This window comes from Brevibacterium oceani, from assembly GCF_017948325.1.
Classification (GTDB): domain Bacteria; phylum Actinomycetota; class Actinomycetes; order Actinomycetales; family Brevibacteriaceae; genus Brevibacterium; species Brevibacterium oceani.
Genome location: NZ_CP072846.1, coordinates 4258315 through 4270366 on the forward strand (window position 1 = coordinate 4258315; position 12052 = coordinate 4270366).

12 protein-coding genes are annotated in these 12052 nt (G+C 64.1%); 3 read left to right on the plus strand and 9 right to left on the minus strand.

Annotated features, from left to right (window positions below; all coding sequences use genetic code 11):
- Window positions 1-4: 4 nt before the first annotated feature.
- The 6 genes from J9314_RS18865 to J9314_RS18890 form a co-directional block, all read right to left on the minus strand.
- Window positions 5-1384, minus strand: coding sequence for an FtsX-like permease family protein (locus J9314_RS18865; protein WP_210603800.1), 1380 nt, complete (start codon window positions 1382-1384; stop codon window positions 5-7).
- 11 nt (window positions 1385-1395) lie between these two features.
- Window positions 1396-2751: an FtsX-like permease family protein gene (locus J9314_RS18870; protein WP_210603801.1), complete on the minus strand. Its 1356-nt coding sequence runs from the start codon at window positions 2749-2751 to the stop codon at window positions 1396-1398.
- Window positions 2751-3500, minus strand: coding sequence for an ABC transporter ATP-binding protein (locus J9314_RS18875; protein WP_210603802.1), 750 nt, complete (start codon window positions 3498-3500; stop codon window positions 2751-2753). The genes J9314_RS18870 and J9314_RS18875 overlap by 1 nt, the downstream gene beginning before the upstream one ends.
- 271 nt (window positions 3501-3771) lie before the next feature.
- The gene (locus tag J9314_RS18880; protein ID WP_210603803.1) at window positions 3772-5331 is read right to left on the minus strand and encodes an acyl-CoA synthetase; all 1560 of its coding nucleotides are present in this window, start codon (window positions 5329-5331) and stop codon (window positions 3772-3774) included.
- Window positions 5332-5426: 95 nt separating this feature from the next.
- A complete protein-coding gene (locus tag J9314_RS18885) occupies window positions 5427-6641 on the minus strand; it encodes a DUF5938 domain-containing protein (protein WP_246490513.1) in 1215 nt (404 codons plus the stop codon).
- A gap of 9 nt (window positions 6642-6650) precedes the next feature.
- On the minus strand, window positions 6651-7442 hold the full coding sequence (locus J9314_RS18890) for an SDR family NAD(P)-dependent oxidoreductase (RefSeq protein ID WP_210603804.1): 792 nt from the start codon (window positions 7440-7442) through the stop codon (window positions 6651-6653).
- 121 nt (window positions 7443-7563) lie between these two features.
- Here J9314_RS18890 and J9314_RS18895 point away from each other — a divergent pair, with 121 nt between their 5' ends.
- Entirely contained in the window at window positions 7564-8217 is a 654-nt protein-coding gene (locus J9314_RS18895; protein WP_210603805.1) for a TetR/AcrR family transcriptional regulator, read from the plus strand.
- Between the two features lie 17 nt (window positions 8218-8234).
- Here J9314_RS18895 and J9314_RS18900 read toward each other — a convergent pair whose 3' ends face one another.
- The 3 genes from J9314_RS18900 to J9314_RS18910 all read right to left on the minus strand — a co-directional run bounded on the left by J9314_RS18900 (window position 8235) and on the right by J9314_RS18910 (window position 10272).
- Window positions 8235-8606, minus strand: a complete 372-nt coding sequence (locus J9314_RS18900) for a type II toxin-antitoxin system VapC family toxin (RefSeq protein WP_210603806.1) — start codon at window positions 8604-8606, stop codon at window positions 8235-8237.
- Window positions 8603-8800, minus strand: coding sequence for a type II toxin-antitoxin system VapB family antitoxin (locus J9314_RS18905; protein ID WP_210603807.1), 198 nt, complete (start codon window positions 8798-8800; stop codon window positions 8603-8605). The genes J9314_RS18900 and J9314_RS18905 overlap by 4 nt, the downstream gene beginning before the upstream one ends.
- Before the next feature lie 155 nt (window positions 8801-8955).
- Window positions 8956-10272 (minus strand): DUF445 domain-containing protein, encoded by a 1317-nt coding sequence (locus tag J9314_RS18910; RefSeq protein WP_210603808.1) that lies wholly within the window; start codon window positions 10270-10272, stop codon window positions 8956-8958.
- 318 nt (window positions 10273-10590) lie between these two features.
- On the opposite strand from J9314_RS18910, the gene J9314_RS18915 reads away from it, so the two are divergent.
- Entirely contained in the window at window positions 10591-11031 is a 441-nt protein-coding gene (locus tag J9314_RS18915; RefSeq protein ID WP_210603809.1) for a hypothetical protein, read from the plus strand.
- A 50-nt stretch (window positions 11032-11081) separates the two neighbouring features.
- A complete protein-coding gene (locus tag J9314_RS18920; RefSeq protein WP_210603810.1) occupies window positions 11082-11903 on the plus strand; it encodes a class I SAM-dependent methyltransferase in 822 nt (273 codons plus the stop codon).
- Window positions 11904-12052: the final 149 nt, after the last annotated feature.

Below are 12052 nucleotides of genomic sequence, written 5' to 3' on the forward strand. Positions count from 1 at the left end.
GTCCTCAGTCCCGCGCCCGGCCGGCGGTGGCCACGGAGCGCAGGATCGGCTTTGTCAGCTGCAGCCCGCCGCGGATGATCCCGATGCCCACCGCCACGGTGAGGAGGATCGTGAGGAACGTGACCGGTTTGAACACGAGTGCCGCTCCGGCCAGGGGGAACACGAGCAGCAGCCCGAGCCCGCCGGCGACGAGCGAGACCCAGATCGCCGGGGACATGACGGCCCGCACCAGTGCCCGATGCATGAGCGTCGGATCGGCTCCGGCGGCATAGAGGTCTTGGAAGGTGTCGGCCCGATCGTAGATGTCGGCGACCTGGTTGATCACCGCAGAGACCGCGATGAGCACGATCGCGATGCCCATGACGAGCAGCACCCCGGTGAACATGTCGTGGAAGAGATGGATCTCGGCCTCGCCCACTCCCATCTCGGAGTCCTCCGCGGAATCGATGCCGAGCTGGGACAGGGCGACACCGGAACCGCAGACGGCGGCGATGAAGGCCGCCATCGCCAGGCCGGAGACCCGCCGCCAGAACCGCTTCGGTTCATCGGAGACCAGCCGGGCAGCGATGAGACGATCAGGAGTGGCCGCGCGCCGACCGCTGAGATGGGCGAACCAGCGGATGAGCAGACCGCCGACGAGGTCGACGACGACGAGTCCGAGCGCCAGGAAGCCGATGGTCAGGCCGAGGATGAAACCGACGCCGAGGCCGGCCTTCGTGAGTGCGAAGACGATGGGCAGGGCGATGACGGCGGCGACCGCGACGATGATGCGGCCGAGGGGGAACTTTCGCTCCAGGCTCTTCGTCCGCACTCCCAGAGGCGACACCGCGACCTTCCGCAGACCGAGCAGCGCCGAACCTGCACAGACGAGGACGAGGAAGACGACCACGACGAGGATGAGCCAGACCGGCATGAGCATGTTCCCGTAGCCGATGGGCTCGCCCATGAAGTGGATGAGGCTGACTGGCAGCGCCAGGCCCAGGTAGCCGACCACGCCGAGGACGATTCCGGCCAGTGCCGGCATGAGCGGTTCGGCCACTGCCAGTGCCGTGATCTGTGACTGCTTGGCGCCGAGGAGGGACATCGTCGACAGCCGTTCGTCCTGTCGGCGCGCCGACAGCGTCGCCGAGGCCGAGGCCAGGGTGGCGGCGGGGATGACGAGGAGGACGGCGGCCAGTGCGGCCAGGGTCTTGTACATGACGTCCATGCCCGCCTCGGCGGGGTCGGTGCTCGGCGGGATCTGGAAGAACATCCAGGCGCCGGCGGCCACCGTGAGGAACAGTGTGGCGCAGGCGAAGAACGCGCCGGCGACGAGGACGGAGCTCGCCGAGGTCAGCGACCGTCGCCCGAGGACGAGGGGAATGGTGCGGATAGTGGTGGACATGAGTGTTCCTTTCAGGCCGGAACCGCGGTGACGCGGCGGACGAGAGGACGGGTGAACTGCAGGCCGAGCCACACCATCGCCACCCCGGCGACGAGGACGATGGCGACGGTCCCGATGGTGAGCGGATCGCCGAGGTCGCCGACCGAAGCCATGAGAGCGGCGAGTCCTCCTCCGAGAAGCAGGGAGACCACGGTGACGAGCAGGATCGGTGACATCACGGCCCGGACGGTGACGCGGTGCATCATCGTCTGCGGCATTCCGGCGGCGTGGAGTTCGCGGTAGGTGTCCGCCCGGTCGAGGATGTCCGCTGCCTGATTGATCGTGGCGGAGACGATGACGAGGATGAAGGCGATGGCCAGGGTGAGGATGAGTCCGGTGAAGATATCGTCGGCGAGGTATTGGTAGGGACCCATGATGGCCCGCTCTTCTGCGCTGAGGTCGCCCTGACTGCTGCGCATCATCGCCGTTCCCGTTCCGCCGACGACGGCGATGAAGGTGATCATCGCCAGCCCCGCGACCCTGCGCCAGTACTGCCCGGGAGCATCGGCGACCATTCCGGCGGCGATCACCGAGGCGGGCCCGCGGGCGGTCTTGCCCGCGATTCCAGCGTGGATGCGGATGCACAGAACCCCGAGGACGCTGATGAGCAGGAGGGCGAGGCCGGTCGTGGCGATGCTCGAGACGATGGTGGCCGTGATCGACAGTTCCATCATGGTTGACACGTAGGCGGCGATCGCCACGACGAGGATGAGCAGGATCGCCGTGATCACGCGGATCAGGGGGAACTTCCGCTCCAGCGCACGGGTGCGCACACCCAGCGGAGAGACGGTGATCCTGCGCAGACCCAGCAGTGAGGCGAGCAGGCAGATGAGGACGAGTCCGGCCACGACGGCTGCGAGCAGCCAGGCCGGCATGAGGAGGGCCGAATATCCCAGCGGCACACCGGTGAAGGTGATGAAGCTGAGCGGCCAGGCGACCAGCAGGTAGCCTCCGATTCCGGCCACGATGCCGATCGCGGCCGGGATGACGGGTTCGGCGACGGCGATGAGGCGGATCGTGCCTCTGCCGGCGCCGAGCAGGGACAGGGTGGAGAGTCGTTCGTCCTGCCGGCGGGCGCTCAGTTTCGCCGAGGCGACTCCGAGGCTGACGGCGGGAACGACGAGGAACACGGTGGCGAAGATCGCGAGCAGTTGGTAGAGGTCGGCGATCTCGGAGTATCCGGCGACTTCAGGACGGTCGGTGAATGCCCAGGCGCCGCCGGCGACGGTGAGGAAGATCGTCGAGCACGCGAAGAACGCGATGCCCACGAGCCTCGCTGTCGTCGAGGTCAAGGTCTGTCGGGAGAGAAGGATGGGAAGGACGTTCATCAGTGCGCAACATCCTGCATCGCGGAGTCGGCGACGATGCGACCGTCGGCGAGCCGGACGACTCGCGAGCAGCGGGCGGCGACGTTCTCGTCGTGGGTGACGACGACGAGGGTGGAGCCGCGGCCGGTCGTGGAGCCGAGCAGTTCGGTGAGCACCTCGGTCGACGTCTGGGAATCCAGGGCCCCGGTCGGTTCGTCGGCGAAGGTGACGACGGGCTGGGTGACCTGGGAGCGGGCGATGGCCACTCGCTGGGCCTGGCCGCCGGAGAGCTGGCCGATCCGTTTGTTCAGATGTTCGGCCAGTCCGAGGCGGTCGAGCCATGCGTGGGCATGCCGGGTGGCATCGGCCCGATTCATCCCTGCGAGCATGGCGGCGAGCGCGACGTTGTCGACGGCGGTGAGTTCGGGCAGAAGCAGTCCCTGTTGGAAGACGAAGCCGAAGACTTCGCGGCGCAGGGCGGTACGGCCGGATTCTTTGAGTGCGGTGATGTCCGCGGCGGCGCTGCGGTCGGTGGCCGAGAGGGCGATGCGGCCGCCGTCAGGGCGGATGATGCCGGCCAGGCAGTGCAGGAGGGTGGTCTTGCCCGAACCGGAGGGCCCCATGATCGCCAGGGATTCGCCGAGGCCGATCGTGAGGTCGACGCCGGCGAGCGCGTACGTCTGGTTGAAGTGCTTCGTGACGTTCCCGGCGTTGATGATGGCGGGGTTCTGGTGAGCGGTGTGCTGTGCAGCATTCGGTGAAGAAGTCATGTCCCCATGTTTTCTCACCGTGTCTGCGCAGGCCATGAAGTCAGCCCACGAGTAGGGGAAGGAAAACCCAACCTCTGTTGGTGGAAAGCCGATGTCGGGGCTCTGAGCTTGATAGTCTCCAGGCACCACGCCATCGACATGGGTGGTCCGCGCTGGCTGACCGTGGTCTCACCCGACGATCCCGACGGAGTGACGTTCACGCAGGCTCCCACGACGATGGGGCCGATCACCACGGCAGTGCTCGACGACACGGTCGGCAACCTCATTCAGCTCATCCACCAAGACGGGTGGCCGACGGATCTGCCTGCAGCAGTTCGTCACGGATATCGACCTTGAGAACCTTCCCGACCTTGGACCGCGGCAGATCCGACCAGGCCTCGATGCGCTTCGGGGCCTTCACACTGCCGATGCGATCCTTGACGTGGGCGCGCAGCTCCTCCATCGTCACCTCACCGCCTCGGCGCAGCTGGACGACAGCGGTGACTTTCTCACCCCAGTGGTCGTCGGGAAGACCGATGACGGCACAATCCTGCACATCCGGGTGCGAGAGCAGCGCTTGCTCAACCTCTGTGGAGTAGACGTTGAACCCTCCGGTGATGATCATGTCTTTGGCACGGTCGACGACAAAGAGGTAGTCATCCTCGTCGAGGTAGCCGATGTCACCGGTGTGGTGCCATCCGAAGCGCGTGGCCTCCTCGGTGGCTTCGGGATTCTTATAGTAGCCGTCCATGACGAGTGAGCCGCGGACGACGATCTCGCCTCGCTCACCGCGGGGAAGGATCGAGCCGTCGGCATCCATGATCGCCACGGTGCACAGTGGCGAGGGCCTTCCTGCGGAACGCAGGCGGTCCGTGGCCACCGACCCGTCGGGGAAGAAGTGGTCCCGCGGCTCCATGGTGGAGACCATCATCGGGGCCTCCGTCTGGCCGAACAGCTGTGCCATGACCGGGCCGATTCGCTCGAGCGCCTCCTCAAGACGCACGGGAGACATCGGAGCTGCTCCGTACCACAGGCATTCCAATGAACTCAGATCGGTCGAATCGAGGCCCGCGTCGGCGAGAATCATGTAGACGATCGTCGGTGGAAGGAACGAATGGGTGACCCTATGTGTCTCCACATTGGATAGGAACTGACCGACGTCCGCGCTGCGCATGATGACGATCTCGCCGCCGAGCGCCAGGATCGGGAAGCACAGCACGCCCGCGGCGTGTGTCAGAGGAGCCATGGCCAGGTACACCGGAGTCCGGGTGAACGGGTAGGACATCAGAGTGATGGCCGTCATGGTCTCGAGGTTGTGATTGGTGAGCATGACGCCCTTGGGCTTGCCGGTCGTGCCTCCGGTTCCGACGACCATCGCGAGGTCATCCACCGGGACCCCGCCGGGATCCCGTCCGTCACCACCGTCGAGGAATTCGTCCCAACCCAGCGCGTCATCGTGTTGCTGGTCGAGACACACCCATGTGTGAACGAGAGGGAGGTCGGCTCTGATCTTCTCGACGAGCTGCGCATAAGCACCGGCGAAGAAGACCACCGTACAGTCGGAGAGCTCGAGCAGTTCGCGATTCTCCTCCGCTTCGTTGCGCGGATTGATCGGGCACCAGACCGCCCCGAGGCGGCTTATCCCGAAGACGCAGGTGAAGGCGAAGGGATCATTGCTCGATATGATGGCCACCTTGTCACCGGGGCCGACGCCTCTGGCGGCAAGTCCAGCGGCGATTCGCACCGACAATGTCTGCACCTGCCCGTAGTTCAGCGTCTCACCGTCGGTCGTCAGGCACGCAGCATCGACATCGATGGACGCACCTTTGTCCAAATAGTTGGAGAGCCTCATTTCCCATGTCCTTCCATAGTCTGTGCGGGGCCACGAATGCGCCGCAGATGCCACTGCACGCAGTCCGTGGCCCCGCAGGGGTATTCGGTATCGGATCAGGCCTGAACGGAGAGCACCGGAGGCGCCACCAGCCCGAACTCGCGCAGAACCCCGAGGAGCTCACGATGGCCGAAGGCCTGGCACCCGGAGGCGAAGCCCACCTTGAGAGGTGCTTTCTGAACGAGGTAGTAGGCCGCGAAGGCCTGCAGCAGGCCGGTCTGCTGATAGTTGCTGTTGCCGTGGATCACGCAGTGAGCGCGGCCGAGCGGTCCGCTGGCATGCACGGAATCCAATGACTTGTTGACTCGTGGATTCTCTCGCGGCGGCATCACGCTCATCACTTCTGCGGCACGTTCGGTGAGCACTCGGTCGCGCTCACTCTCGCTCATGTCCTTGGTCTCTTCCAAGGCATTGGCGACGATCACCGGAACTCCGCGCATGAGAGGAGTGTTGAAGACACCGCCTTGGGCCTTCACATTGGCGACCCGAGGGTCGTTCCTGAACCACACCGGGTGGCTGGTTCCACCCCAGGGAAGTGATTGAGCAAGCTCATGCTGCCCGGGGACGACCAAGGGCACGAGACCTTCATTGGGATCGAACTCGGCGTACTTGTTCCGCTCGAGATAGTAGGCTTTCGACGTCGCGGCGTTGACGAGAATCGTCTGCGTCGACGCGATCGTCGGGCTGCCTCCCCAGAAGACGGCAATGTCCAAAGTATCGAGCCCCGGCTGTTCCAAACAGAGATTGGCGGCGACTTCGCCGATCGTATACATCTGCGCAAGTCCTGGTGAGAGCAGAAGGCTCTTCTCGGCATAGGCCTCGCCGAACTGTTCTTCACATGTGATGAGCCAATCCTGTTCCCCGCTGGTATCCAGGTAATGCGCTCCTCCGGCGAGAGCCGCCTCAACGACGGTCGGACCGTACTTGCTGAACGGACCGACCGTATTGAGCACGACCTTCGCCCCGGAGAACAGCTCGGTGAGGGCCTCAACCGTGGTATCGACGGTGCGGATCTCATAGTCCGCGGTCTCGATGCCGGGCACGTTGCGGTCCATTGACTCGCGGAGCCTCTCCTCGCTCCTGCCGGCGGCGATGAAGGGAACGTCGTACTGTCTCAGATATTCGCAGATGATTCGGCCGGTGTAGCCGCTGGCGCCGTAGACGACGACGGGTTTGTTGGATTCGGACATCAGTGTCTCCTTTGTCTTCTGTCTTCGTGGTAATGCTGGGTCGCCGACAATGCAGCAATCAGAGGCATTGTCGGAGGTCACCGGTGGGGCTCACATGCCCATGCCGCCGTCGACCTGCAGGGCTGCGCCGTTGACGAACCGTGATTCATCGGAGGCGAGGAACAGCAGTGCGTCGGTGATGTCCTGCTCCTCGGCCAAGCGACCCGACGGAGTCAATTCGACGACGGCCTGGACAGCTGCCTCCGGGCTCTCGAAGAGGTCGAGCTCCGAGACGTCATTGGCCAGACCGGCGCCCATCTCGTTGGGAACGAGACCGGGGAAGAGGCAGTTGACCCGAACCCCGTAGCCGAGCTTCCCGCTCTCCATCGCTGCGACTCGTGTGAGCCGGTCGATCGCCGATTTCGTCGCTGAGTACACGGAGATTCCGGGGAATGCGATCGTGGCTGCCACCGAGGCGACGTTGATGATCGTTCCGCCGCCTTCGGCAGGTCCTCCTGGCCGCATCGCGCGCAATCCGTGCTTGAGGCCGAGGACCGTACCGAGGACATTGACGTCGAGCATCGTCTTCGCCTCGGCCGGGTCGATATCGGCGATCAGGCTGGTGATCTCGACTCCGGCGTTGTTGATGATGATGTCCAACCCGCCCAGTGCGCCGACGGTCGAATCGACCGCTGCCTGCCAGGACGCGTCGTCGGTGACGTCGTGCTTGACGAAGTGATGACCTTCGCCGAGGTCGGCAGCCACCTCGGCGCCGCGTTCTTGCAGGTCAGCGATGGCGACCTTCGCTCCCGAGGCGGACAGTGCACGAGCGTAGGACTCTCCGAGTCCCTGCGCTCCACCTGTCACCAAAGCTCGACGTCCGGTCAGATCATAAGCAGTCATTGCGGCTCCTTCGCCGTTGTTTCCGAGTTGGGTGTTCAGCGTCACATTCATTCTTGACGACTGTCAAGACCATCTGTCCAAAACAATTGCCCAGACCAGCCGAAGAAGCTAACATCGAGATGTGGCCACTACCGAATCTCAGCAGAAGCCCGCCCGCAGCAGACGGGGCACGGGCAGCTATGACGAGCGCCGGATCAGGCTCGCGGAATCCGCGCTGCAGACGCTCGGTGAGCTCGGCTATGCCCGAACGAGCCTGCGCGAGATCGCTGCCAATTCGGAGTTCAGCCACGGAGTCATCCACTACTACTTCCGCGACAAGACCGAACTCATCGTCTTCTGCGTCAAGCACTACAAAACCCAGTGCATGCACCGCTACGACTCGGTCGTCGAGGAAGCGAGGAGCGCCGACGGCCTCCTCACGGGCTTCGCCGACAAGCTCGTACAGACACTGACGGAAGAGTCGTCGATGCATCGCCTCTGGTACGACCTGCGGTCGCAGAGCATGTTCCAGGAGGAGCTGCGCGAGGACGTCTACGACATCGACCGTGGCCTCGAGGACATGATCTGGCGCGTGGTGAGCCGATTCTCCGACCTCGCGGGGAATCAGCCGCTGGTCGGATCGCGTGCGGCCTACACGATGTTCGACGGCATCTTCGAAAGCGCGCTGCGCGATCACATCGCCGGTCGCGCGGGAGCGGTGGAATGGATCTGTGAGCAGATCGCCACTCTCATCCCGGCACTGTGCTCACAGAGCGCGGAGTCTGAGTCCGCCTGATCTCACAGTCTCGACTCTCACTCGTCGTGAACGAAAGCGCAGCCGACCTCTTCGGCAGCGCGCAGCAGTCTCTTATCGCGTGTCCACAGACGAGCACCGTCGATCACCAACACGGAACCGAGAAGGTGGACGTCGGCCGCGCTCAGCCCTCGACCCCATAGCGACCGCATCGCGATGAAGCTCATGAGCTCATCGTGAGCCAGAACGGGAAACCTGAACAGCGATTCGAGGTCGTTGAGAAAGTCGTTGCGAGACTTCAGCGTACCGAGACCCAATTCTTCGACGACCGCGGAGTGGCATCCGACCTCATCGACCTCCAGCAGACGCTGGAGCAGAGGATCGGGTCGATGAAGATGGTCGATCCACACCGAGGTGTCGACAAGGATCATGCGACTTCGTTACGCCGTCGGAGTGCCGCGGAACTCTCCGGATCAGAACCTCCAAGAGCCGCAAGGCGTCGCGCACTCTCCACCCTGACAAGTGTCTTGAGAGCCTCGCGGATCAGGGCCGAGCGCTCAGTGATTCCGCTGATCTCCGCGGCTTTGTCCATGAGCTCATCATCGATGGTGACTGTGGTTCGCATCGCGCCCCCTCCTACAGTGCCATCAGCAATCCGAATGGCATCTGACCGTGAGCATCAATTCTAGCATCAGCAGATGATGATTGCGATGTTCGATTGATGAATCGAGGGCTCCCGTCGAAGAACTCATCCGGCACCATGACGACCATGGCCTGTACTCACCCCGGCAGGAGCACGATGACGGTGTGGAGGAGGAGGCCCACGAGGGCGCCGATGACGGTGCCGTTGATGCGGATGTATTGGAGGTCGCGGCCGACGTAGAGTTCGATGCGCTCAGCGGCTTCCTTCGCATCCCAGCGTTCGATGGTGTCGGAGATGACGCTGGCGATCTCGGGACCGAAGCTCTCGGCGAGGTCGCCGGCCGTGGTCGCGATCCGATCGTCGATGCGACGGGAGAAGTCCGAATCCGACTGCAGGCGGTCGGCGAATTCACCGATGAGCTGCCAGATCCGGGCACGGACCTCGCCGCCTTCGTCGATGATGGCCTCGCGCAGCAGCTGTTTCAGCGAGGTCCAGATCTCGAGCACCGAGTCGACGACGCCGTCCTGGCTGAGCAGGTCGTTGATGATGGTTTCGGCGCGCTCCGACAGCGACGAATCGGATTCGAGATCGTCGGAGAGATCGACGAGCCAGGCATCGAGGGCCTGACGAGCTTTGTGGTATTCGTTGTCGCGGACATCGGCGACCCAGCCGAGGACTTCGCGCTGCAGACGGTTCGCCAGCTGTTCGTTGACGAAGTCCGGCACCCAGGACGGTGCCCGATTGTGCACGATCTCGTCGATGACCTGGGGATTGTCCTGCAGCCACGCGTACGCCTCGGTGACGATGAGGTCGACGAGCCTATGGTGAGCTCCGTCGAGGACGATCTGGCGCAGCAGCTGCGCCAACACCGGGGTCTTCCGAGTCGCGACGAGCCGGGGAATGATGACGTTCCTGGTCAGAGCCTTGATGGAATCATCGTCGATGCGGGCGAGCACATACTCGAGCCCTCCCGCGGCACGGTCGACGACGATGTCCCGGTTGCCGGGTTTGGCCAGCCATCGGCCGGCACGGTGGGACACCTCGGCGGATCGGATCTTCGTCGACACCGCCTCGGCGTGGAGGAAGTTCGCGGCGACGAACGCCGACAGGCTCGCTCCGAGGGTGTCCTTCTTGCGGGGAATGATCGCTGTGTGCGGGATCGGCAGCCCGAGTGGGTGGCGGAAGAGCGCGGTGACGGCGAACCAGTCTGCGATCGCGCCGATCATCGCCGCTTCCGAGGCACGGGAGACGAAGCCCCAGACGCCGGTGTTGTCGGTGAAGATGTGGGTGGAGAGGAAGATGAGCGTGGCGAGGATGAGCAGGGACAGCGCGAGAGTGCGCATCTTCTTCAGCCCGCGGGCGCGTTCCTGGTCCTCCGGCGTCAGCTCGGACGGTCCTCCGGCGTCGCCGCCGGAACCGAAGCGCGGCACGGATGGTGCATTCTCGATCGACATCGTTCCCCCTTGTCACTTGTCATCGACTTTAGCGAAACCACGCCGCTCGGCCCGCATCCGCGGGCGCTTTCTCAGCTGGGAATTCGGCGTACTATCCGGGAGGCGTGCTGTCCGAGCGCGAGATCAGCGAAGCCGCAATCAGGCATCCAACACCGCTGCCGTCACTCCCAACCACAAGCACCATCGGACACCGTTCGCGGCACAACACCCCGGTGCACCGGTTGGTTATGCCGCTGCATGTAGGAGATGAGCACACAAGCACTCCCCACCACGATCGATCCGAGGCCCGCCCCCATCCCTCGAGCTAGAGTAACCACTATGGCTCGCCCCCTGAATACCCGAGAACGCAGCATTGCACTCTTGATGATCCGCTCGGCCACGACATCTCCCGACGAAGCCGACTACGCGAAGTTCACTCCTGAACAGCGCGAAGGATGGGATCCACCGATGCCGATCACCACCGAACAGAGACGACTCTGGGAGAACAACCTCGGCGAGGTCCTGGTGACAAGCGAATGCGATTGCGGGACCTGCCCAAGCATCGGCATGCGTCCCCGCCTTCACGCCGACGATGAATCGCGCGATGACCAAGGAGGCGACGGAGACTGGTCCAATCGCATCGTCCTCACCGCCGGCACCGCTGGGGCGATGCTCCTTCTCTTCATCGATGACGACCGACCCAGCTATCTCGAACTGGCACCAATCGATGACGATCTGAGCTTTGCGGAGTTCCCCGATCCTGCGTCGGTCGAAATCTGATGAGGAATAGGAGCCAGACAATGTCCGGCGACCGGCGATAGGCTCGGTGGATGGAGTACTTCGAGAATCGTGAGCGAGCGGAATCCTTCGGCGAGGTGGCCACGGACTACGACACCTACCGACCGATTTATCCTGCCGCGCTCGTCTCGACCATGATCAACGCCGCCGAGGCGGGACCCGGTTCACGTGTTCCGCGCGTCCTCGATGTCGGTTCGGGCACGGGCATCCTCGCCGTTCAACTCAGAGATACCGGCGCCGAGGTCCTGGCGGTCGAACCCGACGAGGAGATGGCTGCCGTCGCCCGCTCCAAAGGTCTCGACGTCGAAATCTCTGGGTTCGAAGACTGGAATGCACGCGGCCGCACGTTCGACCTCGTGAGCTTCGGCCAGTCGTTCCACTGGGTCGACCCGTTGGTCGCTCTGCCGAAGATCAGGGGACTGCTCGAACCGGGCGGGAGTCTGGCCCTGGCCTGGAACGATATCGAACCGTGCGGAGAGTTGCGGGAGCGACTCGACGCCATCAGCTCGCGCTTCCATGGTGGGGGAGCCTCCGCGAGTCTCGGAACTGCGGCGAACCAAGAAACTGCGACGAATTCGGCAGCGACAACGCCGGACAATTTCGAACCCGTCGAGCACCCGGCCCTCGCCCAGCTGCGCGCCATGAACTTCACCCCACGGGAGTCCACTTTCACCGAAGACCTGCACTATTCGCGGCACGGCTGGCTGTCGATGGTGTTCACTCATTCGGCTCAGCTGACGATGGACCCGGTCAAGCGAGCAGTCATGCGCGAAGAGATGAACGCCGAAATCCCCACCGAGGGGCTCGCGGCTCGCAACGAGGCCCTGCTCATCCTCGCGCAGCCGTCCCACTGACGGGGCCGGTGAGCCCACGCAGCAACGCGCCCCGTAGAGTGAGAGGAGTCTGGTCATCGCTGTCCTGCACACGGGACCACGGACCGCTCCTACCTGGGAGACGCGGCCCCGCCGAGCCCCGGGACCACCCGGACCCTCACCTGCCCGCA

Bases quoted from the DNA above. Each gene is read 5' to 3' on its own strand.
- J9314_RS18865 (WP_210603800.1), bottom strand. From the start codon at position 1,384: ATGTCCACCACTATCCGCACCATTCCCCTCGTCCTCGGGCGACGGTCG.
- J9314_RS18870 (WP_210603801.1), bottom strand. From the start codon at position 2,751: ATGAACGTCCTTCCCATCCTTCTCTCCCGACAGACCTTGACCTCGACG.
- J9314_RS18875 (WP_210603802.1), bottom strand. From the start codon at position 3,500: ATGACTTCTTCACCGAATGCTGCACAGCACACCGCTCACCAGAACCCC.
- J9314_RS18880 (WP_210603803.1), bottom strand. From the start codon at position 5,331: ATGAGGCTCTCCAACTATTTGGACAAAGGTGCGTCCATCGATGTCGAT.
- J9314_RS18890 (WP_210603804.1), bottom strand. From the start codon at position 7,442: ATGACTGCTTATGATCTGACCGGACGTCGAGCTTTGGTGACAGGTGGA.
- J9314_RS18900 (WP_210603806.1), bottom strand. From the start codon at position 8,606: ATGATCCTTGTCGACACCTCGGTGTGGATCGACCATCTTCATCGACCC.
- J9314_RS18905 (WP_210603807.1), bottom strand. From the start codon at position 8,800: ATGCGAACCACAGTCACCATCGATGATGAGCTCATGGACAAAGCCGCG.
- J9314_RS18910 (WP_210603808.1), bottom strand. From the start codon at position 10,272: ATGTCGATCGAGAATGCACCATCCGTGCCGCGCTTCGGTTCCGGCGGC.
- J9314_RS18915 (WP_210603809.1), top strand. From the start codon at position 10,591: ATGGCTCGCCCCCTGAATACCCGAGAACGCAGCATTGCACTCTTGATG.
- J9314_RS18920 (WP_210603810.1), top strand. From the start codon at position 11,082: ATGGAGTACTTCGAGAATCGTGAGCGAGCGGAATCCTTCGGCGAGGTG.